Source organism: Xanthomonas sp. NCPPB 1067 (genome assembly GCF_020783795.1).
GTDB classification, from domain to species: domain Bacteria; phylum Pseudomonadota; class Gammaproteobacteria; order Xanthomonadales; family Xanthomonadaceae; genus Xanthomonas; species Xanthomonas melonis.
The window spans coordinates 40,131-62,209 of sequence record NZ_JAJGQG010000006.1 but is presented as its reverse complement, the minus strand read 5'-3'; the positions used below and the strand labels follow the sequence as shown (position 1 = coordinate 62,209).

Below are 22,079 nucleotides of genomic sequence, written 5' to 3'. Positions count from 1 at the left end.
GGCCCGCTTGCGAAGAGGCCAGCAGTGTCCACGTCGAGGGGTGAGCCTGTCGTGGACGCAGCGCCTGGAGGAGACAATCCACTGCCCCGACTCCGGGCAGTGATCGGCCCGGGGCGCATCGCTTGCAGCAGAACAGACACCGCATCGGGTTCGGTGCAGCGTACGAATGCGCCGCCCATCGATCATCGTCCCACTAGCCGTGCTCACCGGATCATTGCGACGATCGCACCGCAATCGCCACATCGGCAAGATTGCGCTCAGCGCGTCGCCTGCGCATTGGCAGCGCTATCGCGCAGGGTCACTCAACGCGTGATCGGCGCCGGACCCTGGCGATGCTGCTGCCATAGCGCCAGCGCGTAGACCAGCAGGCCACCGAGCGCGGTGGCCGCGCCGACATAGCCGGTGGACGTCCAGCCCCACCCGGCAGTGATCGCCATGCCGCCCAGCCACGGGCCCAGCGCATTGGCGGTATTGAACGCCGCGTGGTTGGATGCGGCGGCCAAGGTCTGCGCATCGGCGGCCACATCCATCAGCCGCGTCTGCAAGGCCGGCGCAAGCGCGCCCATCGTGCCCACCGCCACGATCGACAGGAACACCCACCCACCCGACCGCGCCGCCAGCGGAAAGCTCAGCATCACCAGTATCGACCACACCAACAACACCGGCACGGCACGAAACTGCAGGCGATCGAATAGCCAACCGCCCAGGATGCTGCCGAGCACACCACCGACGCCGAACGCGGCCATCGCCAGCGGGATATGTGCCGACGCCAGACCGGTCACCGAGGTGAGCGTCGGCGCGAGATAGCTGAAAACGCAGAACATGCCGGAGAAACCCACCGCACCGATCGCCAGCGCCAGCCATACCTGCGGGCGGTTGAACGCGCGCAGCTCGCGTAACGGCTGTTGACGCGGCTCGTCCGGCGCGGGCGGCAACAACACCGCCACCGCTGCCACCGTCCCCAGCGCGATGACACAGACCGACGCAAACGCCCAGCGCCAGCTGACGATCTGCCCCAACCAGGTCGCCAGCGGGTTGCCCACCAGCAGCGCCACGCTCAAGCCCAGCAGCACCCGTCCCACCGCAGTGGCTCGCCGATCGGGCGGGCTGATCGAGGCAGCCACCAGGGAAGCCACGCCGAAATACGCGCCATGCGGCAGGCCGGCGATGAAACGGCACACCAGCATCGCGTGGTAACTCGGCGCCAGCGCACTGGCGAGGTTTCCCAGTGCGTAGAACACCATCAGCAACAACAGCAAGGTGCGCCGCGGCCAGCGCGCGCCCAGGATCGCCAGCAACGGCGCGCCCACCACCACGCCCAGCGCATAGGCGCTGATGACATGGCCCACCTGCGGTTCGCTGATCTGCAGGCCCTGCGCGATCTGGCCCATCAGGCCCATGGTGGAAAACTCGCTAATGCCGATCGCAAAGCCGCCCATCGCCAGCGCGAGCAGGATCAGCGTGTAATCGCGCCGCGAAACGCGCGGCGTGGAACGGTCGGTATCGGACATGGCCGACTCCAGAATGACAGCCGGACATTATTGTGCAATGCAACAACGCATGAAAGACCGCTGCCGCCGGCAGCTCCCGCGTGATCGCCGATCCAGTCACGCTTTCTGCGCCGATCGCCCACCTGGCGACGCAGTGTCCTATCCGTAGACCGCCGTCACCGCTCCAGTCCGCCAGCAGTCCTCCGATGTGGCGTCGCCCTCGCCCGCCCATGCCCACCCACAGGGGCTACTCCATGCCGATTCGGAGCTGGCGCCGCCTGCGCGGGAAACGCGCCACTGGGCAAGGTGGACCAGACCCTGCTGTATGACGGTGGCGCCAAGGGTTTATCCCGCGCTAACGGCGCATTCCCGGTCAGCGTATGCAGGCGGTCACCAGACAGCGCCAGCCGCACCGCCACCCTGCATTGGCATCTGCCTGCCGCCTGGCGCACGCCAGGCAGATCGGGCGGCGTGGCCGGCGATTGCCAGCGCAGCGAGGTCGGCACATGATGGTTTCCAACCCATCGCCATGGATGTGCCCGATGCGTCTGTTTCCTGCGGTTCTGTTCGGCGCGGCATGGCTCGCGTGCACGGGGGTCCACGCGGCGCCGGACACTTCCCGTCCTGCCGCTCCGGACGCGCACTGCCTGGACGCGCGCCAGGTGGCTGAATTGCACCAGGCCGACCCGCGCACGCTGGCCGTCGCCGAACACGCAGGCCGCCGGTTTCGCTTGCAGCTGGCGCAGGAGTGTCTGCTGCATGCAACAACTGACAGGGCCCAGCTGTTGGCACCGCACGGCTGGGTCTGCGACGCAGCGCAAGCGTATGTGCGCGTGGGGCAGCAACATTGCGCGATCGCCCGGGTCACCCCGCTCGACGCGCGCAGCTATGCCGAGCTCGCCCGTCGGCACAGCCACGACGCCATACCGACGCTGCAAGGCGTCAACGTGCGCGAGGCGCGACGGCGCAGCTTCACCGGCTCGGCGAACTACTGCTTCCATCCCGGCATGCTGCGCGCCTGGTCGGAAGACGCCCAGGGCCTGGTGGTGGAGGTCTCGCCGCGCCATCCCGGTTCGCACCGGCACTATCGCGTCGAGTTGCTGGACAGCTGCAGGGAACTCAGTGGCGCACCGCCGATCCGCTTCGTTTCCGGCATGGGCTTGAATGCCATCTGCGGCAATCCTGGCGACAAGCTCGACATCCTCGACGAAATCGGCATTGCCGGCGCGAGCGCTGGCGCAGGACAAGACGGCGACCTGACGACCACACGCGGCGGCAGGCTCTCGCGCATGCGCCAGAGCTGCGTGGTGGCGGCGGTCTATCCACGCGACTGACTCCGGCGCCGCACAGGGTTGCCGTGACCCTCACCGCCGAAGGGGCATCTTCACGCATCTGGCCAAATTCCCCCGCAACGACGCCGCCGCCGACCATGCTCGATCCGCGCTCGGCGGATGCAGACGGATAACGCGGGCACGCCGCTCCAAACGCAGGCGCCCCCGGGGAGCGACGCACGCCTCCCAGGCCTGCTGCAGCCGTCAGGCCTTGCGCAGGAAGCAGGTCTTGAGTACCAAACCCTTGATCTTTTCCGAATTGCCTTCGATATGCTCGGCGTCGTCTTCGACCAGGCGGATATTGCGGATCAGCGTGCCTTGCTTGAGCGGAATCGATGATCCCTTGACCTTGAGGTCCTTGATCACCGTGACCGTGTCGCCGGCCTGCAGCGCGTTGCCGTTGCTGTCGCGCACCACCACCGCAAGCGCGGCGGCGGCGTCCGCGCTCCATTCGAAACCGCACAGCGCACAGATCGACAACGCGCCGTCGGCATAGGTGTTGTCCTGTCCGCATTGCGGGCAGGCGGGGACGCTGGACATGCGATCACGCATGCGGCGCAACGCCGGGGCGAAAGCGCGGCGCCGACCGATCACCTGCAGGCCGTGTACGCGGCCCTGCACCACCAAGCTGATCCCACGCCCAACTGCCGGTGCGGCTGCGGTTGCATGATCCCGCGCGATTGCCTACGGTGCGTGTGCGGCATCTCTTCGCATCGTGAATCAGCCGATGCACTCCCTCGATCACCCGTCATGGAGGTTTCCAATGGAAATCAGCCAGGGTCGCGTTGCGACCATTCACTACACCTTGTCCGACGATAGCGGCCAGGTTCTCGACCGTTCCACGCCGGACACGCCGCTGAGCTATCTGCATGGTGCCGGCAATATCGTGCCTGGCCTGGAACACGCGCTGGACGGCAAACAGGCAGGCGATACCCTCACCGCCGACATCGCGCCCGAACACGGCTATGGCCCGCGGCACGAGCACCTGATCCAGCAGGTGCCGCGCGAAGCGTTTCCGACCGATGTCGAGGTCGTGCCGGGCGTCCAGTTCGAAGCCCGCACCCAGCAGGGCCCGGTCCTGGTCACCGTGACCGAGGTCGGTCCTGCTCAGGTCACCGTGGACGGCAATCACCCACTGGCCGGGCAGACGCTGCATTTCGCGGTCGAGGTGGTGCAGGTGCGCCAGGCCACCACCGAGGAATTGAATCAGGGCCACGTGGACGACATCGCGGCGTAATCCAGCGCTGCCGCGTCCGCCCAGGCAGCGGACGCGGCAGCCGTAGTAAAGTGCGCGGCCCGCTCACAGGCTGTCTGCATGAAACTCGGCATCGACTTCGGTACCAGCAACTCCGCCGCTGCGGCGATCGTCGATGGACAGCTGCAGCCGGTGCGCTTCGGCCAGGCGCTGCAATTCCGCACCACGGTGTATTTTCCGGACACCATGCGCGATCCGGAGAACTTCAGCCTCACTCCGGCGCTGGAGTACGAAGTCCAGCGACTGATCGACTCGGCGCGCCGCGACGCCACCGCAGCCGGGCGCACCGCCAACCTCGACAGCCTGCGCCGCGATGCGCTGCGCATCGTGCGTCGCCAGTGGATGGAAGAGCAGGTGCGCGAACCGCGCAGCTCGGCCGCATTGCTGCAGAACGCGGTATATGGCGACGAAGCGCTGGATGCATACTTTCTGGAGGGCGAAGGCAGTCTGGTGCAAAGTCCCAAGTCGATGCTGGGCTACAACCTGCATCCGCGCGCGCGCCAGACCATCACCGGAATCGCCACCCACGTACTGGAGCATATCCGGCTCACCGCCTCGCGCCAGTTCGATGTCAACATCCGCAGTGCGGTGCTCGGGCGTCCGGTGCAGTTCCGCAGTTCGATCGGCGACGCCGGCAACGCACAGGCGCTGGACATCCTGCAGACCGCCGCCATCGCCGCCGGCTTCGACTCCGTGGAATTTCTCGAAGAGCCGGCGGCCGCCGCCATGCATTACCACGTCAGCCACGACACCCGCCACGACACCGTGGTGGTGGATATCGGCGGCGGTACCACCGACATCGCCCACGCCAGCGTCGGCGGGGACGCGCCCCCGCAGGTACACCGTGCCTGGGGCATTGCGCGCGGAGGCACCGATATCGACCTGGCGCTCAGCCTGGCTGCCTACATGCCGTTGTTTGGCCGCGGCATCACGCGGGTGCCGGCCCATCATTACGTGGAAGCAGCGATGGTGCAGGACATGACCCGGCAGCGCGAATTCCGCCTGCACAAGTACCAGGACGTACCGGCACCGTTCGACACCCGCCTGCAGGCGCTGCAGGACACAGGCAACACCGCGCGCCTGTATCGTGACGTGGAAGCCTGCAAGATCGCCTTGAGCGAACGCGAGCGCCATCTAACCGCCCTGACCTTCATCGAACGCGACTTGCAAGTCGATGTACAGGCGAATGCGCTGGTCGCGTCCGCTTCCGGCTATCTGCGCGAGCTGGAGGATCTGCTGGCGCAGGTTCGCGCCGAAATGGCCACCCCACCGGCCACCGTGTTTCTGACCGGCGGCATGTCGCGCGCAGGCTATCTGCGCGACACCGTGGCCGCTGCATTTCCGCAGGCACGCCTGGTACAGGGCGATCCGTCCTTCGGCGTGGTCCAGGGCCTGGCCTGGGCTGCGTGCGATACAGGACCCGCAGCGCCGCGTTAACACCCAATCAAGGCCGCGCGCCTATAATGACGATTGCCGCCCGACGCATCGCCGTCCTGCCGGCAAGGCACGCCCGCCGTGCCACTCGCGATCGGCGTACCAGACGCAGTCGCATCTCTCGACACCGCTTCCGCGCGCGCCACCCTTGCCGCACGCGGTGTGATCGCATTCCCCGCTACAGGAGGCCACATGGCACGTCCCGCGACCAAGCAGAAATCCCAGCCCAGCATCGCTCGCAGCGAAGGCAAGTCGCAGCCGCTCAGTCGCGAGCGCATCGCCGCCGACATTGCCGCATTCCGCAAGACCGGCGGCCGGATCGAGGTGCTCACCACCAATTTCGGCCCCGCCCGCAACGACGGCGACAAGAACGCCTGAGATCGGCCGCGTGCACGACAGGCGCGCGCCTGCCGTGCACGTCGCTGCCGGCCGCTGCAGCCGTGCTCGCCTTGCCCGGTCTGCCAGCTGCTACGAAGTAGGACGCATGCCGTGCGCGCCGAAGCGTTCCACCGACTCGCCATCGCACAAGGCGGTCGGTTTCGCGCTGTATCCATGTACCCCTCCAGACTCTCCGGCTCCCGCGCGCAATCCATATCGACCCGACGATCGCTCGCCGGGTTCCCTCAGCCGCTCCTGATCGACATGTCAGCCGCTCCTGATTGGCAAGGCAAGGCAGTTCACCGTGCTGGCGATGCAGCGTCCGGCCGTTCGATGGAGCCGGCCATTCATCCCATGCACCCATTGCTGCCAGAGAGCGCCGTTACAATGCAGTCCTCGCTCTTTTCCTGCCTGCTGTGATGTCCGCGTCCGACGCTTTGCCCGCAATGATCCGTAGCCTGTTGCCACACTGGAATCCGCAGTGGTTGGCCATTGCGGTGCCCACGATCAAGATCGTCCTGATTCTTGCCCTGGCGGGGCTGGTCCGGTTGTTGCTCCGGCAACTGCTACGGCGCCTGTGCGCCCGCTACAACATCCCCGCGGAAATGATGATCGGCATTCGCCGCGTCGGCAGCCTGATCATCTCGGTCACCGCCTTGCTGCTGGTATTGCGCATCCTGGGCGTATCGGCCAGCACCTTGTGGACGGCGTTCACCGGCTTCGCCGCCGTCGGCGCGGTGGCGTTCTTCGCCGCGTGGAGCGTGTTGTCCAATATCTTCTGCACGTTCCTGATCGTCACCACGCGTCCGTTCCGGCTGTACGACCACATCGAATTGCTGGAAGGTGGCGACAAGCCGGGCCTGAAGGGCCGCGTGATCGATATCAACGTCATCTACACCACATTGGAAGAGAGCGGCGACCATGCGGGCAGCGTCCTGCAGGTTCCCAACAGCCTGTTCTTCCAGCGCACCACCCGGCGCTGGCGCGAAACCAGCGGTTTCAACGCCCAGTAAGCCGAACGCACCTCGGCGCTGCCTGCAGCGCTCAGCGCAGCTGGCTGTCCTTGCTGCCGCGCCGCTTGTAACCGCTCTGCGCGCCCTGCTCCAGGTCATGCGCCTGCTGGCACTCCACACATAGATGCACGCCTGGCACTGCCTTGCGCCGACCTTCCGGAATCGGCGCATCGCATTCCTCGCAGTGGGTCAGGCTGGGCCCGCGATGCAGCTGGCTTCGCGCACGCTGGATCGCGTCCTCCACGGTGGCATCGATCTGGTCCTGTACTGCTCCGTCTCCCGCCCATCCGGTCGCCATGATCGCTCACCTGTGTTGGCCAGATCGTCAAGATGGTCATCGTCGCAGGAAAATCCAAGCCACGCGTGCACGGCGCACTCAAACTGCGTGCTTTAGCATTCAGTCGCTCCGACCCGAGGACCCCGTTATGGAACAACCCGTTCACCCGTTTTCCGACCTGTTCGCCCAGTTGGGCCTGCCATCGGACGAAGCCAGCATCCGTGGCTTCATCGCAACGCATTCCCCGCTACCTGGCGACATGCGACTGGAGGAAGCCCCGTTCTGGACGCCTGCGCAGGCCCAGCTACTGCGTGAAGAGCGCATCGACGACGCCGACTGGATCGTGACCATCGACCAGCTCAACATCGCCCTGCACACCACGGGCGACGATACAGGCGTCTGAGCGCTACTGGCTGGCTGCGTCGCGGCGAAACCCGCCGCAGCTGCCGACCTACGAGGCGATCTGGAAACAAGAAGAGCGGCCAGCGGCCGCTCTTCTCACTGCTGCCGCAGCTGCGTGCAGCAGGCGGCTCGTCGCAGCGTGCTGATCAGGTCACTTTCCTGGCGATCGTCATACCCAGCACGAACAGCACGATGGCAATGATGATGCCGGCCCAGAACAGGAATTTGGCGATCCCCATCGCGGCGCCCGCCATGCCGCCGAATCCCAGCGCACCGGCGATCAGCCCGATGATGGCGAAAATGATGGCCCACTTGATCATGTTGTCGTCTCCTCGTCCGGCAGCGTGCCGTTGCTTGATGGCGTGACTGCGACAGCGCCGCAACACAGTGCCGCACGCTAGCGAGCCGGACGTGCCGCATTCGTGAATACGGCTGACACACGTTGCCACATGTCTGCAGGCCTTGGGCGCGGATGCAGTGCTTGGCAAAAAACCCGTGGCTTCGGCAATCCAGCGCAGATGCCGCTGCAGCCTCCACGCGGCGCGGCAGCTGTCCCGTGCAGTCGCACATGCCCCGCAATTCCTTGCGTTCCGCAACGTGCTGGCCGCATGTGCGCAGCAGGCGTGCAGCGCCGCTGTATCGACCACATTGGCCAGCGGCGCCTGCATCGGCGATCATGGCGGTTCTCCCATATGCGTTGGCCATGGACACGCTTCGCTATCTCGTCGGCTACCCGCCTACCGTCCTCGACCAGGTGCGCGAACTGATCGCCCAGGACAAGCTGGCCGCGGCGCTGGCGCGTCGCTACCCGGATCGCCACGCGGTACGCACCGATCGTCATCTGTACGATTACGTCAAGGCGATGAAGGAGCGCTACATGCGCTCCTCGCCGACGTTGCACAAGGCGATCTACGACAACCACCTGCAGGTGGTGAAGCATGCGCTCGGCACGCATACCGCCATTTCGCGCGCCCATGGCGGCCGGCTCAAGGCCAGCCGCGAGATCCGCATCGCCTCGGTCTTCCGCGATGCGCCCGAGCCGTTCCTGCAGATGATCGTGGCACACGAGTTGGCGCACCTGAAGGAGGCAGACCACAACAAGGCCTTCTACCAGTTGTGCAACCACATGGCGCCGGACTATCACCAGCTCGAGTTCGATCTGCGTCTGTACCTGACCCAGCTGGCGCTGGAGACGCACAGCTGAGCATCGGGCCGATCGGTGGCGGCATTTGCGCACGGACCCTCCTGCCCCCAGCGCATCCCGGCAACTTCCTCACGCGGCACATCCCCTCGCATCGGCCACCCCGGCGGGGATGCCGACGGCGCGGCGCCTGCCCAGGACGCGACCATGGGTCAGGCGGCACAACACATCAGCGACGCCCACGTCAGCCAAGCGCACCGCGCCTGTACCTGCCTTCCGCGCAAGCCGGTGGGTGCCGCCGCATGCAGGCCGGGAAAGGCAGGCACGAGCGCTGGCTCCGCGACGGCGCACATGGGTGAACAGATTCATGCACCAGCCCCTGCAGACGTGGTTTAAAATGTTGCGGCGCGACGTGCACGGACAGGATCTGCAGACGTCGCGTTTTTTGTTTCCCACTGCGGCGGTCACGGCCCGGCCACAGGGGAGGCACATCATGCAGCCCCGCGGAGCCTTCGATGCTTTTCGAAACCCTCGATACCACCGGCCACGAGCAGGTGATCTTCTGTCACAACCGCGATGCCGGCCTCAAGGCCATCATCGCCTTGCACAGTACCCGTCTGGGGCCGGCATTGGGTGGCGTGCGCATGCGACCCTATCCAAACAGCGAGGCGGCGCTGGGCGATGCGCTGCGGCTCAGCCGCACCATGACCTACAAGAACGCACTGGCCGGCCTGAATGTCGGCGGCGGCAAGGCGGTGATCATCGGCGACCCCAAGACCGACAAGAGCGAGGCGCTGTTTCGCGCCTTCGGCCGCTTCGTCGACACCTTGGGCGGGCGCTATATCACCTCCGAGGATGTCGGCACCGACGTCAGCGACATGGAACAGATCTACCTGGAGAGCGAATACGTCACTGGTGTGCACCAGGTGCATCGCGGCTCCGGCGATCCTGCGCCATTCACTGCCTACGGCGCGCTGCAGGCGCTGATGGCCTCGCTCAATCGCAAGCTCGGTCACGAAGAGGTGGGCAAGTCCAGCATCGCGATCCAGGGCCTGGGCCATATCGGCATGGAGCTGGTGAAACTGCTCAAGGAACGCGGCGCAAAACTCTACGTGGCGGATCTGAATCCGGCGCTGGTGGATCGCGCCGTGGCCGAATACGGCGCCGAAGCGGTGCGCGTGGACGAGATCCATCAGGTGCAGGCCGATGTCTTCGCTCCCTGCGCGCTGGAAGGTGCCATCAACGAACAGACGCTGCCGCAGCTCAAGGCACGGATCATCTGCGGCACCGCCAACAATCAGCTCGCCAGCGCAGCCATCGGCGAGGAACTGCATCGGCGCGGCATCCTGTGTGCGCCCGACTACGTGGTCAATGCCGGCGGTGTCATGAACGTGTCGCTGGAAATCGACGGCTATAACCGCGAACGCGCCATGCGGCTGATCCGCAGCATCTATCACAATCTGGAAAGGGTCTTCGACCTGTCCGCGCAGCAGGACGTCCCGCCGCAACAAGCCGCCGACCAGATCGCCGAAGCCCGCATCGAGGCGATCAGCAAACTCAAACTTCCGTTGGGCCGCACCGCGCCGCGCTTCCTGCACAAGCTGCGCGGAGAGTGAGGCCGCCACTGCACGCCTGCCGTCTGCCGCAACCAGCGCGCCTGGAGACGCACCGCAGCCGCCCTGTCGTCGCGCGCCAGCGCGCTTTGCTCCGCTGGTGTGCGCAGGCGCTGGCCCAGCGGTGACCGCGCCGCCCAGGCGGTGTGCCCGGGCGCGCTGTACGCCAATCAGAAATCGGCGCTGTACTTCAGACTGACAGCGCGTTCGTCGCCGCGCGCACCTGCGCGCTGGTCGTAACCGAAGTGCAGTTGGCTGTGCTGGCCCAACGGCGTAGCCGCCGCCAGGCCGAGCACCCCGCCCGACCGCGCCGGCTGCATGCCGCGCAGCGGCGCCCAGGCGTCCACGCCGGTGAAACTGGCGTCCAGGGTCAGGCCCTGGCTGCTCAACGCCTGCTGCCACTCGGCATGCCCGCTCAGCTGCAGGCCACGCCAGCGATAGGCCCATCGCAGGCCGGCCAACAGTTGGGTACGCGCAGACGTATTGGCATCGGCACGCAGGCCGAAGCCTTCGCCGCCGCGTTCGCGGAAACCTTCGCTGCGCAGGCGGACGTAATCCAGCCCCAGGTACGGCGTCAGCAATGCGGTCCTGTCGCCCCAGCGATAGCCGGCCTCCAGGTTGCCGCTCAGATAGCCGGCGCTGTAATCGCTGAAGGCGCTGCTGCGATCGGCACCCAGCAGCAGGCTGCGCTCGATCCGCCGGTCGACGTTGCCCACGCCCAGTTGGCCGAGCGCATACACCGCCTCCTGCATGGTTCCCCAATACAGCTGCGCCTGCACCTGCCGATCGCGTCCGCGCGCGCCGTCGAGATCGCCCACGCTGTTGGAACGCATTTCGCCGAACGCGAAACCAGCGACGGCACCCGATGCCAGGCGCAGATCGTTGCCCATCATCCAACCGGAGCTGGCGAAACCCCGCGTGCTCGCATCCCCCGTGCCCGGCCCGCCCAGCGCTTGTTGCCAGGCTCCGATCAGGCGCGGTTGCTGCGACAGTGCGTCGATATGCGTGGCCAGCGCGCGCCGCCCCAGATCGATGGTGTCGAAGCTCAGCGCGGCCGATTCTGCATGCGCGCGCCCGGACAGGGTACGCAACGCGTCGGCGGCCGCCTGGGCCGATGGCGCATGCTGCAATGCCGCCGCAGCACGCATGAAGCCGCTGCCGATGCCGCCGCCGCCCTGCAATTGCTGCGCATCCACCTGCTGAAACGCCTGCTCCACGCGGATGGCGGAGTCCATCGATGCGGTGCCGATCGCACCGAGCGACGCAGCCACTGCCGCCACATCCATGCGTTGCAGCGACACGAATGCCGTCGTGGCATCGTAGCTCAGGGTGGCATCGAGGAAGGTCACCGCCGGCCCGCCGCTGGTGGTGGAGAACGTGCCTTGCAGACCGCCGGCGGCCTGCAGCACCGGGTAGGTGGTGTTGTTGACGACGTAGTCGCGGCGACCGAGCAATTGCAGATCGCCGGCGATCGATGCGCTGCCGGCGATGTTCAGGCGATCGCCCACCGTCAGCGCCAGACGCCCATTGGCCGCCTGGATATAGTTGCCGTTGACCGTCAACGCAGCACCGCCGACCTGCAGCGTGCCCGCATTGTCGATGCGTCCGCCGATCTGGCCACTTCCGATCAGGCGTGCGCCATTGGCGATACCCACCCGCGCACTTTGCAGACTGGCTGTCTGCAAGGTGCCGCCCAGCACCTGCGTGTCGCCGGTGAAGGTATTGGCGGTGTTGCTCAAGACCAGGGTGCCGGTTCCGCGCTTGATCAGGCCGCCATCGCCGCCGATGGCATTGGCCCAGGTCGAACGCAGGCCGTCGAACCCGACATCCACCGTACCCCAGTCCAGCCGCGCCGGTCCGCGTACCGCCCGGCCCACGTCGAGCAATCCATAGCCGAACACAGGGTCGACGCCCGCGGTCCCCAGATCGGTGGCCGTTCCGAGCAAGGCCTGCCGCACCAGGTCGTTGCTGAAATACGGAAACGCCTGCCAGACCAATGCCGCAGCCCCGGAGACCAGCGGCGCAGCGAACGAGGTACCGCTTCCGTAGAAATAACGAACGTCGCTGGCGGTGGCGTCGGGCGCAAGAAACAGCGAGGTGCCCGGTGCGACCAGGCAATACCGCATCGCCACGCCACACGCATTGGAATACGACGCCAACCGGGTGGGATTGGCAGTATCGAGCGCACCAACGACCAGCCAGCCGCGCTCCAGATCTGCCGCTGGCAGGCTCCCGCCAGGGCCGGGCTGGCTAGGCAGCGCGGCGGTATCCGATGGCTGCGCCCGCGCTTCGTTGCCCGAGGCGAATACCACCAGGCCATTGTTGGCACCGACGAACGCACGGTATTCCTGTGCGACCTGGTTGGTGACGGCGGGATCGTTCCAGTACAGGCCGCCCCAGGAATTGTTCATGATCCGCACGCCCGACCGAATCAGATCGTCGTGCACCGCACTCAGGCCGGTGGGGCCATCGATCTCGTTGCCTTCGCCGCTGCCGTCGTCGACCGGCGCTCTGTCGCGAATGATGCGCGCAGACACCAGCCCCGCACCTGGTGCGATGCCACCGGGCCACTGGCCCACGGCACGTCCGGCGGCCAGCTGGGCCACGATGGTGCCGTGCCCAACCACATCGCCCCGCGCCACGTCGTTTTCGCGCGGGTCCAAATAGATGAAGCTGGCGCCGATGCGTCCCTGCAAGGCCGGATGGTCGGCATTGATGCCGCTGTCGACGACGCCGATGCGATAGCCGCTGCCACTGAAGCCCAGCGCCTGCGCCGCGCGCGCATTGGTCAGTGCCAGATGCGCATCCATGGCCGGCTCCGGCGTCGGTGCGACCACCGGCGGCGGAGTCGGTGACGTCGGTGACGTCGGTGGCGGCGAGGTTGGCGGTGGCGAAGGCGGTGGCGAGCTCGGCGGCGGCGCAGTCGGCGTGGTCGGACGCACACCGCCGCCACCGCCGCCACCGCCACACGCGCTCAACGCCACAGCCAACGCCGAGGCCAGGACGGACCTGGCGACGTCTCTCTTGTTCATTGAAGTTCTCCCCCGAACCCATTCCATGGCTGGGGCCCGGCGTCGGGCCCGAACGTGCACTTTATACTGCAACGCTGATTGCTTTCCGTGCGCTGCGCCTTGCTGGCGCGAAGCGGCGCTGCGGCAGATAATCGTTTCACTTTAAACGGTATCCACTCATGTCCGACATCGTCATCGTTGCTGCCAAACGTACTGCCATCGGCTCGTTCCTCGGTCAATTCAACGGTGTGCCCGCACCGACGCTGGCCGCCGCCGCCATCGAAGGCGCGCTGGCGCAGTCGGGAGTCGCGCCGGCCGATGTGTCCGAGGTGATCGTCGGCTGCGTGCTGCCAGCCAATCTCGGCCAGGCGCCGGCGCGTCAGGCCGCGATCGCGGCCGGCATTCCCACCTCCACCGGCGCCACCACCATCAACAAGGTCTGCGGCTCGGGCATGAAGGCCATCATGCTGGGGCACGACCTGATCAAGGCCGGTTCGGCCAGCATCGTGGTCGCCGGCGGCATGGAGTCGATGAGCAATGCGCCGCATCTGCTGCCCAACTCGCGCACTGGCAATCGCTACGGCAATTTCCAGGCGGTCGATCACATGGCCTGGGATGGCCTGACCAATCCCTACGACGGCCAGGCCATGGGCGTGTTCGGCGAAGCCACCGCCGAAAAGTTCGGCTTCAGCCGCGCCGATCAGGACGCTTTTGCAATCGCCTCGGTGCAACGCGCGCAGGCCGCACAGGACAGCGGCGCGTTCGCCGATGAGATCGTTCCGTTCACCGTGACCACGCGCAAGGGCGATGTCGTCGTCGATCGCGACGAACAGCCCGGCAAGTCCGATGTGGCCAAGATCCCGGCATTGAAACCAGCGTTCAAGAAGGACGGCACGGTCACCGCGGCCAGTTCGTCGAGCATTTCCGATGGCGCGGCGATCACCGTGCTGATGAGCGCCGACGATGCCCAACGCCGCGGCGTGACGCCACTGGCGCGCATCGCCGGCCACGTCACCCACTCGCAGGCGCCGGAGTGGTTCACCACCGCGCCGGTATCGGCCATCGAGTCCTTGCTCGGCAAGACCGGCTGGCAACTGGACGAGGTGGATCTGTTCGAAATCAACGAAGCCTTTGCGGTGGTGGCAATGACGCCGATCAAGGAACTGGGCATCGCGCACGACAAGGTCAACGTGCATGGCGGGGCCTGCGCACTGGGTCATCCGATCGGCGCATCCGGCGCGCGGCTGGTGGTGACATTGGTGAACGCGTTGCGCACCCGCGGAGGCAAGCGCGGGATCGCCACGCTCTGCATCGGTGGCGGCGAAGCGACCGCCATCGCTATCGAATTGATTTGACAGGATTTAACGGCGATTTTGCAAAAATGAATGCGCGTGCGCTTGACACCCGTCTTGTGGCCGTCATCATGTCGGGGGCGCGCAATAGCGCGTTGCCTAATCTAACGACGAGGATTGAAACAATGACCATCAACAAGCTGCTGATCGCAATGGCTCTGGGCCTGGCCCTGACCGCTTGCTCGAAGCCGGAACAGGCTCAGGACGCTGCTGCTTCGGCCAACGAAGCTGCTGCCGAAGCTCAGACCGCTGCCGACCAGGCTGCTGCCTCGGGCTCGCAGTCGGCTGACGCCGCTCAGGCTGCTGCCACCACCGCCGCTGCTTCGGCCGACACCGCTGCCGACGCTGCCCAGGCCGCTTCCGGCGCCGCGACCGACGCTGCTGCTGAGCAGGCTGCCGACGCTGCCAAGACCGCAGAAGACACCGCCGAAGCTGCCAAGGACACCGCTGAAGAAGCCAAGAAGTAATCACTTCTTCGCTGTAAGCGCGTTCGGAGAAAGCCGCTGGTTTCCAGCGGCTTTTTCTTTGCCTGCGTTTTCTCGAGCGCGTTGTCCGGCCCAACCACGCGCCCCGGCGCTGCCCGCCAATCCATCACCGTTCCGTCTGCCGCGCCACCCGGCCCTGGCGAGCTGCGCCTTGACGCAGGCTGCATCGGCGCCTGCCTAAGCTCGGCCTTCCAACACCGGAACAGGAACAGGACCACCATGAAGACGATCCGCATGCTGTCGTTGAGCGCCATCGCCACCCTCGCCCTGGCCGCCTGCCAGGGCCCGGACGCCGAGCAGGCGCGCCGCGACGCCGCCTCTGCCGCCAAGCACGCCGCTGCCGCAACCGAACAGGCCGCCGACCGCGCCGCCGTGCAGGCGAAGGAAGCCACCGCCGATGCACGCGTGGCCGCACGCGAGCTGGCTGCCGACGCCAGCCGCGCCACCGCCAATGCCGCCGATGCCACCGCCGACAAGACGCGCGAGATGGCCGACAAGGCCGAACGCAACGCCGATCAGCACGACGCCGAGCATCCGGAGCACTGACGTCCACGCTCGGTCTTCACCGTGGCACCCGCGCGCCGGCCGATTCGTGCCGGCGCGCACGTCTGGGTCCGGGCCGGCCCTCGTGTTGTCCAGGCCGGCACGCTAGCATTGCGCATGGCCTCCTCCTTCGCATCGCATCGCCGCAATCGACTGGCGCTGATCTTCTCCGCGCTGATCTTCGTGGCCATCGGCATCGGCATCTTCGTCGGCGCACGCCGCTCGCTCGCCGATGCCGCGCTGGTCTCCCATACGCATGAAGTGATCGGCAGGGTCGACGAGATCCAGGCGCGCCTGCTGGATGCCGAATCCGCGCAGCGCGGTTTCCTGCTGACCGGCAACGAGGCCTATCTGCTGGACTACCAGACCAGCGTCGAGCGCCTGCCGATCCTGCTCGACAATCTGCGCCGGCTGATCGTCGACAATCCTGCGCAGGAGCAGCACCTGGATCGGCTGCAGACACTGGTGCAGACCCGGCTGCAGCAGATCCAGCGGGTGCTGGACGTGTATGCGCAGAGCGGCCTGGAGCCGGCCCGCGCGAACATCCGGCAGACCGCCTTCCGCACCACCAGTGCCATCCGCGAACAGGCGCTGACGATGGTGCAGCGCGAACAGGAATTGCTGGCCCAGCGCGCCGAGAGCAGCCGACAGAGCGCAACGCTGCTGTTGGTACTGGCCCTGGCCGGCATTCCGTTCGGGCTGTTGGTCGTCGGTGCAGTCAACGCGCTGTTGATGCGCGAGTTGCGGCACCGCGCCCAGGCCGAGCGGCTGGCCGCCCAGGCCAACCGCGAGCTCGGCGACAGCGTGGCGGCATTGCAGCGCAGTACCGCCGATCTCAATCTGCTCAGCCGCTACACCGGCCTGTTGCAGAGTTGCGTCAGTGCCGAAGAGGCCCTGGACGTGACCAGCCGTACCCTGGCCAGCCTGCTGCCGGGCATCGCAGGAAGCGTGTATCTGCTGCGCGCCTCGCAGGATCGCGCCGAAGCGATCAGCCACTGGGGCGAGCCCCTGGTGCAGAGCGCGCCGCATCTGCTGCCGGAACAATGCTGGGCACTGCGCCGCGGCCAGCCGCACACCGTCGACGATCTGCGCCGCGATGCACCGTGTGCGCATATCGAGGCGCCGGATACCGCGATGCCAGTCGCGACGGCATGCCTGCCGATGTCTGCGCAAGGTACCCAGCTCGGCTTTCTATTCCTGTCAACGCCAGGCCCCGGACCGATGCCGCGGCTGGAAATCGCCGAAGCCGCCGCCGAGCAGCTGTCCCTGGCATTGAGCAATCTGCGCCTGCGCGAGTCGCTGCGCCGGCAGTCGATCCGCGACGCGCTCACCGGTCTGTACAACCGCCGCTACCTGGAAGAGTCGCTGAGCCACGAGTTGGCCCGCTGCGCGCGCCGTGGGTTGCCGTTGTCGGTGCTGATGCTGGATGTCGACCACTTCAAGCAGTTCAACGACAGCCAGGGGCATGCCGGCGGCGATCTGCTGCTGGCCGCGGTCGGCGAGCTGCTGCTGACCCGGCTGCGCGCCGAGGATGTGGCCTGCCGCTACGGCGGCGAGGAATTCACCGTGATCCTGCCCGAGACCGATGGCGAGGAAGCCATGCGCGTGGCCGAGCAGATCCGTGGGCATGTCGCGGCGCTGGCGGTCAGCGACGGCCAGCGCGCGTTGCCCCGGGTGACCGCCTCCATCGGCGTGGCCAGCTTCCCCGTCGATGGCGAACTCGGATCCAGCCTGATCCAGAAGGCCGACGCTGCGCTGTACGCGGCCAAGCGCGGCGGCCGCAACCGGGTGGAGCGCCATGGCGCCGCTGCGCCTGCGCTGGACTGAGCCGGCACACCGTCGGCTCCGGATTGCGCGAGCCGTCACAAAAAAGATCGATTGACGCGGCGATAGTCGGCTTCGACCCCCGAAGCGAGGCAATCCGATGTCGATGTGGCGCGATCAAGGTCCCAACAAGAAAGACGGCACTCCTGCAGCCCCCGAGATTCCGGCCGCAGATGGACGGCTGTTCACCGCAGACGCCAGCCCCGCCCCGCCGGTGCCGGCGACCGCCGCTCCCGGCCCGGTGCCCACGACCGCCCCGTCACCGCGCCCGGGCGAGGCCAAGGAGTCGCTGATCGCCGCCGACATCAGCATCGAAGGCAAGATCGAAGGCGCCGGTCATGTGCGCCTGGCCGGTCGCTTCAAGGGCGATGTCAACGTCAAGGGCGATCTGACCATCGAACGCGGTGCCAAGCTCAACGGCGGCGTGCGCGCCAGCAAGGTCATCATCGCCGGCGAGCTGGAAGGCAATATCGAATCGGCGGCGCAGGTGGAGTTGCAGACCTCCGGGGTGCTGGTCGGCGACGTCAAGGCCGGCAGTCTCACCGTGGCCTCGGGCGCGCGCATGCGCGGCCAGGCCGACTTCGGCTGGGGCGAGGACGCGGCCAAACCCGCCGGCGGCAAGACCAACGGCAGCGGCAATGGCAGTCGTGATGGCGACGGTGGCGGCGACAGCGACGCCACATGAGTGCACCCCGCCCGGGCACGCCCGGCGCCACGCGCAGCTGCCCGCATTGCAAGGCCACCATCCTGGAAAGTGCCAGCGTCTGCCCGGCCTGCAAGCACCATCTGCGTTTCGACTCGGCGGCTGCGCAACACGCGCAGCCGGCACCGATCGTGCCACTCAAGGTGGACGGCACCATTCGCCATCCCGCCACGGACGCTCCGTGGGAATACACGGTGGTGGTGATCGTGCGCAACGGCAAGGGCGAGGAGATCCGTCGCCAGGTCGTCGACGTCGGCGCGATGCTGGGCGGGGAGGAACGCGGCTTCACCCTGGCGGTCGAGGCGACGGCGGTACGTGCACCGGGGCGGCGCACACGGCATTGATCGCACGGACGCCGCCTGCCACGCAGCAACGTTGCCGTCGCTGATTCGGTAACGCCCGCGAGCCTGCGGCGGCCGCGTGGCCCAGGTGCACGCCGCTGCGTTCTGCGCGCCGTGCACGCGTCCGACGTCCCAGGCGCCATGCCGCTGACGCCTGCAACAGGATCGCAGCCGCTGCCTGCAACCTGCCTATCGCCGTTCGGTGTTCGGTGTTCGATAGATACACAAGCGTCTGCCGCTCGACACTGCCGCCGGTCGCTTCGGCAGCGCAGGCGCACCACAACGACCGCGCCCGGTTGCATCGCACAGCCTGCTTCGATCTGCCGGCGACCATTCTCACCGGCGCGTATGTCGGTGCGTTCGTGGCACGCCATCGCAACGCATGCCTTGAACGCGGCCGCGCGGCTTCAGCGGCCAGGGTCCGACACCGAAGAAGTGCCAGCATGCAGCGTCGCATGCGCGGACCGATGCGGACACGGACAGCCGACGCCACAGGGACGTGATCCAGCGCCTCGCAATCCCACCGGCCCGTAACGCTGCTGCATGCTCCGCCCTGCCCTGCGGATTCGCAGACAGCGGGCGCGCGTCGTTCCTATTCTCAGGATCTGCACACCGGCTTGGCCAGAGTTGAGCCATGCGCAACGGCAACGACACACGCGGCGATCTGGTGGTGCTGGGACCCGAAGGGCTGTATTGCCCGCAGGGCGACTTCCATATCGATCCCTGGCGGCCGGTGCCGCGCGCGGTGATCACCCATGGTCACGGCGATCACGCGCGCGGCGGCATGGGGGAATACCACTGCACGCACGAAAGCCTGCCGATCCTGCAATGGCGACTTGGCGCGCAGGTCTATCACACGCACGCCGATGGCGAAGCCTTCGCGCTGGGCAATGCGCGCGTGTCGCTGCATCCGGCCGGACACGTGCTCGGTTCGGCGCAGGTCCGTATCGAGGTGGATGGCGAGGTCTGGGTGGCATCGGGCGACTACAAGCGCCAGCTCGACCCCACCTGCAAGCCATTCGAGGTGGTGCCGTGCGACACCTTCATCACCGAGGCGACCTTCGGCCTGCCGGTGTATCGCTGGCCGGAGACTGCGGCGGTGGCCGCCGACATCGTTGCCTGGCGCCGCGAATGCGCCGAGCGCGGCGAGGCCGCCATCCTGTATTGCTATGCCCTGGGCAAGGCGCAGCGCGTGCTGGCCGAGCTGCGCGCCTGGGACACGCAGCCCGCGCTGCTGCATGGCGCGATCGCCACCGGAGTAGAGGTGTATCGACAGGCCGGCATCCCGATGCTGGACACCCAGCCGGTCAGCGAGCATGCGCGCGGCGCCGACTATGCCGGCCAGCTGGTGCTGGCACCGCCTTCGGCCGCCGGCAGTACCTGGATCCGTCGCTTCCGGCACGCGCAGCAGGGATTCGCTTCCGGCTGGATGCGCATTCGCGGCAACCGCCGCAGGCGCAACTACGATCGCGGCTTCGTGGTGTCCGACCACGCCGACTGGCCGGACCTGTTGCGTACCATCGACGACACTGGCGCACGGCGCGTCATCGCCACCCATGGCAACACCGATGCACTGATCCAGCACCTGCGCGAGCGTGGTGTCGCAGCCGAAGCCTTCCGCACCGATTTCGGAGCCGAGGAATGAACCCGCTGCCCGCACGTCGCGTTGGCCGCGCGCGCACGCGCCTGCGCCTGAGCGGGGCGCTCGCGTTCCGCCGGCACGCATTGGCGTTTCGCGTGCATCGCAGCGCGCCGGCCGCTGTGGTTGGCCCACCGCGCCCGCTGCGTCGCCCGCGCCCGCTCACGGCATTCACACGGCGCGCATTGGAATTGCGCGCGGCGGATAAACGCATGCCGGCAAAGGCAGTGCCGTGAAACGGTTCGCTGCGCTGTACCGCACCCTGGACCGCAGCACCGGCACGCTCGACAAGCGCGCCGCGCTGGTCGCCTATTTCCGCGAGGCCGCGCCGCTGGATGCGGCCTGGGCGCTCTACCTGTTGGCCGGTGGCAAGGTGGCCGGCAGTCGCATGCGCATCGCCAGCAGCAGCGAGCTGCGCGAGTGGATCACCGACACCGCCGGCATCGCCGATTGGTTGGTGGCCGACAGTTACGATCATGTCGGCGATCTGGCCGAGACGCTGGCCTTGCTGCTGGACGACCCGGTGAGCGAGGCCTCCGATCTGCCGCTGGCCGAATGGATCGAACAACGGCTGCTGCCGATCGCCAACCAGGATGTGGAGCTGCGCAAGGCGTGCATCGTGCAGGCCTGGCGCAGCCTGGCCTTCGACGAGCGCCTGGTGTTCAACAAGCTGCTCACCGGCGCGCTGCGGGTGGGCGTGTCGCAGCGGCTGGTGCAGCAGGCCCTGGCCGAACTGTCTGGCGTGGATATCGCCCGCATCGCCCAACGCATGCTGGGCAGCTGGCGGCCGCATCCCACCTACCTGGCCGATCTGCTGACCAATGAGGAGCTGCCCGGCGATCGGCAGCAACCCTATCCGTTCTTCCTCGCCTCGCCGCTCGAGGCCGAGGTGGACACGCTGGGCCCCATCGACGGCTGGCTGCTGGAATGGAAATGGGATGGCATCCGCCTGCAGCTGATCCGGCGCGCCGGCGAGGTGGCCCTGTGGTCGCGCGGCGAGGAACGCCTGGACGGACGCTTCCCGGAAATCGAACAGGCCGCAGCGCAGTTGCCGGATGGAATCGTCATCGATGGCGAGCTGCTGGCCTGGCAAGCGGAGCACGTCGTGCCGATGGCCTTCACTGCCCTGCAGACGCGCATCCAGCGACTCAAGCCCGGGCCCAAGACCCTGGCCGCCGCGCCGGCGCGCGTGGTCGCCTACGATCTGCTGGAGCTCGATGGCGTGGATCTGCGCCAGCGCCCCCTGCACGAACGACGCGCCCTGCTCGAGCGCGTGCTTGCCGCGCTGGCCGATCCGCGCATCGTCGCCTCGCCGTTGGTGCAGGCCGGCGATTGGCAGGTGGCCGCGCAGCTGCGCGTGCAGGCCCGCGAACGCGGTGTGGAAGGGCTGATGCTCAAACGCGCCGACTCGGTCTACCAGGCCGGCCGCCGCCGCGGCGACTGGTGGAAATGGAAGATCGACCCGCTCACCATCGATGCGGTGTTGCTGTACGCGCAGGCCGGCCACGGCCGCCGCAGCACCTTGTACACCGACTACACCTTCGGGCTCTGGCACGAAGGCCAGCTGGTGCCGGTCGCCAAGGCCTATTCGGGATTGGACGATGCCGAGATCCTGCAGCTGGATCGCTGGATCCGCGCCCACACCACCGAGCGCTTCGGGCCAGTGCGCGCGGTCACGGCGCACCATGTGTTCGAGCTGGGCTTTGAAGCGGTCAACCGCAGCGCGCGGCACAAGTCGGGCATCGCCGTACGTTTTCCGCGCATCCTGCGCTGGCGGCAGGACAAGCCGATGTCCGAGGCCGACCATCTGAGCAGCCTGCAGGCCCTGGCGCGGTGACGGCGACGCA

Annotated in this window: 22 protein-coding genes; 17 read left to right on the top strand and 5 right to left on the bottom strand. The window is 67.3% G+C overall.

Features of this window, described 5'->3' with window-relative positions; all coding sequences use genetic code 11:
- Positions 1–302: 302 nt before the first annotated feature.
- Positions 303–1,511, bottom strand: a complete 1,209-nt coding sequence (locus tag LL962_RS06835; protein WP_104588098.1) for an MFS transporter — start codon at positions 1,509–1,511, stop codon at positions 303–305.
- A 521-nt stretch (positions 1,512–2,032) separates the two neighbouring features.
- On the opposite strand from LL962_RS06835, the gene LL962_RS06830 reads away from it, so the two are divergent.
- Positions 2,033–2,824 (top strand): hypothetical protein, encoded by a 792-nt coding sequence (locus LL962_RS06830; RefSeq protein ID WP_343237483.1) that lies wholly within the window; start codon positions 2,033–2,035, stop codon positions 2,822–2,824.
- A gap of 201 nt (positions 2,825–3,025) precedes the next feature.
- On the opposite strand, the gene LL962_RS06825 is transcribed toward LL962_RS06830, so the two are convergent.
- Positions 3,026–3,361, bottom strand: a complete 336-nt coding sequence (locus tag LL962_RS06825) for a zinc ribbon domain-containing protein YjdM (protein ID WP_104588099.1) — start codon at positions 3,359–3,361, stop codon at positions 3,026–3,028.
- Positions 3,362–3,584: 223 nt separating this feature from the next.
- On the opposite strand from LL962_RS06825, the gene LL962_RS06820 reads away from it, so the two are divergent.
- The 4 genes from LL962_RS06820 to LL962_RS06805 all read left to right on the top strand — a co-directional run bounded on the left by LL962_RS06820 (position 3,585) and on the right by LL962_RS06805 (position 6,901).
- Entirely contained in the window at positions 3,585–4,058 is a 474-nt protein-coding gene (locus LL962_RS06820; RefSeq protein ID WP_228316391.1) for an FKBP-type peptidyl-prolyl cis-trans isomerase, read from the top strand.
- 78 nt (positions 4,059–4,136) lie between these two features.
- Positions 4,137–5,513 carry an Hsp70 family protein gene (locus LL962_RS06815; RefSeq protein ID WP_228316390.1) on the top strand — a complete coding sequence of 459 codons (1,377 nt, stop codon included), beginning with the start codon at positions 4,137–4,139 and terminating at the stop codon, positions 5,511–5,513.
- 189 nt (positions 5,514–5,702) lie between these two features.
- On the top strand, positions 5,703–5,888 hold the full coding sequence (locus tag LL962_RS06810; protein WP_104588102.1) for a hypothetical protein: 186 nt from the start codon (positions 5,703–5,705) through the stop codon (positions 5,886–5,888).
- Positions 5,889–6,307: 419 nt separating this feature from the next.
- Positions 6,308–6,901 (top strand): mechanosensitive ion channel family protein, encoded by a 594-nt coding sequence (locus LL962_RS06805; protein ID WP_146092398.1) that lies wholly within the window; start codon positions 6,308–6,310, stop codon positions 6,899–6,901.
- 31 nt (positions 6,902–6,932) lie between these two features.
- Here LL962_RS06805 and LL962_RS06800 read toward each other — a convergent pair whose 3' ends face one another.
- Entirely contained in the window at positions 6,933–7,199 is a 267-nt protein-coding gene (locus LL962_RS06800; RefSeq protein ID WP_228316389.1) for a DksA/TraR family C4-type zinc finger protein, read from the bottom strand.
- A 127-nt stretch (positions 7,200–7,326) separates the two neighbouring features.
- Between LL962_RS06800 and LL962_RS06795 the strand changes: the two genes are divergently transcribed.
- The gene (locus LL962_RS06795; protein ID WP_104588105.1) at positions 7,327–7,581 is read left to right on the top strand and encodes a DUF2789 domain-containing protein; all 255 of its coding nucleotides are present in this window, start codon (positions 7,327–7,329) and stop codon (positions 7,579–7,581) included.
- Between the two features lie 145 nt (positions 7,582–7,726).
- On the opposite strand, the gene LL962_RS06790 is transcribed toward LL962_RS06795, so the two are convergent.
- Positions 7,727–7,900: a DUF1328 domain-containing protein gene (locus tag LL962_RS06790; RefSeq protein WP_104539646.1), complete on the bottom strand. Its 174-nt coding sequence runs from the start codon at positions 7,898–7,900 to the stop codon at positions 7,727–7,729.
- 356 nt (positions 7,901–8,256) lie between these two features.
- Between LL962_RS06790 and LL962_RS06785 the strand changes: the two genes are divergently transcribed.
- A complete protein-coding gene (locus LL962_RS06785; protein ID WP_228316388.1) occupies positions 8,257–8,784 on the top strand; it encodes a M48 family metallopeptidase in 528 nt (175 codons plus the stop codon).
- 452 nt (positions 8,785–9,236) lie between these two features.
- On the top strand, positions 9,237–10,337 hold the full coding sequence (locus LL962_RS06780) for a Glu/Leu/Phe/Val dehydrogenase dimerization domain-containing protein (RefSeq protein ID WP_228316387.1): 1,101 nt from the start codon (positions 9,237–9,239) through the stop codon (positions 10,335–10,337).
- A 167-nt stretch (positions 10,338–10,504) separates the two neighbouring features.
- On the opposite strand, the gene LL962_RS06775 is transcribed toward LL962_RS06780, so the two are convergent.
- Positions 10,505–13,366 carry an autotransporter serine protease gene (locus tag LL962_RS06775; protein WP_228316386.1) on the bottom strand — a complete coding sequence of 954 codons (2,862 nt, stop codon included), beginning with the start codon at positions 13,364–13,366 and terminating at the stop codon, positions 10,505–10,507.
- A 158-nt stretch (positions 13,367–13,524) separates the two neighbouring features.
- On the opposite strand from LL962_RS06775, the gene LL962_RS06770 reads away from it, so the two are divergent.
- The 9 genes from LL962_RS06770 to LL962_RS06730 all read left to right on the top strand — a co-directional run bounded on the left by LL962_RS06770 (position 13,525) and on the right by LL962_RS06730 (position 22,069).
- Positions 13,525–14,700: a thiolase family protein gene (locus tag LL962_RS06770; protein WP_104588109.1), complete on the top strand. Its 1,176-nt coding sequence runs from the start codon at positions 13,525–13,527 to the stop codon at positions 14,698–14,700.
- Between the two features lie 122 nt (positions 14,701–14,822).
- On the top strand, positions 14,823–15,164 hold the full coding sequence (locus LL962_RS06765) for a hypothetical protein (protein ID WP_104588110.1): 342 nt from the start codon (positions 14,823–14,825) through the stop codon (positions 15,162–15,164).
- A gap of 237 nt (positions 15,165–15,401) precedes the next feature.
- The gene (locus tag LL962_RS06760) at positions 15,402–15,728 is read left to right on the top strand and encodes a hypothetical protein (protein ID WP_104588111.1); all 327 of its coding nucleotides are present in this window, start codon (positions 15,402–15,404) and stop codon (positions 15,726–15,728) included.
- A 114-nt stretch (positions 15,729–15,842) separates the two neighbouring features.
- A complete protein-coding gene (locus LL962_RS06755) occupies positions 15,843–17,552 on the top strand; it encodes a diguanylate cyclase (RefSeq protein ID WP_228316385.1) in 1,710 nt (569 codons plus the stop codon).
- Between the two features lie 97 nt (positions 17,553–17,649).
- Positions 17,650–18,234, top strand: a complete 585-nt coding sequence (locus tag LL962_RS06750) for a bactofilin family protein (protein WP_228316384.1) — start codon at positions 17,650–17,652, stop codon at positions 18,232–18,234.
- On the top strand, positions 18,231–18,596 hold the full coding sequence (locus tag LL962_RS06745; RefSeq protein WP_104588114.1) for a hypothetical protein: 366 nt from the start codon (positions 18,231–18,233) through the stop codon (positions 18,594–18,596). Before LL962_RS06750 ends, LL962_RS06745 begins: the two co-directional genes overlap by 4 nt.
- A gap of 631 nt (positions 18,597–19,227) precedes the next feature.
- Complete coding sequence (locus LL962_RS06740) at positions 19,228–20,238, top strand: ligase-associated DNA damage response exonuclease (RefSeq protein WP_228316383.1); 1,011 nt, start codon at positions 19,228–19,230, stop codon at positions 20,236–20,238.
- Positions 20,235–20,468 carry a hypothetical protein gene (locus LL962_RS06735; protein ID WP_104588116.1) on the top strand — a complete coding sequence of 78 codons (234 nt, stop codon included), beginning with the start codon at positions 20,235–20,237 and terminating at the stop codon, positions 20,466–20,468. The genes LL962_RS06740 and LL962_RS06735 overlap by 4 nt, the downstream gene beginning before the upstream one ends.
- A complete protein-coding gene (locus LL962_RS06730; protein WP_228316382.1) occupies positions 20,465–22,069 on the top strand; it encodes an ATP-dependent DNA ligase in 1,605 nt (534 codons plus the stop codon). The genes LL962_RS06735 and LL962_RS06730 overlap by 4 nt, the downstream gene beginning before the upstream one ends.
- Positions 22,070–22,079 lie beyond the last annotated feature (10 nt).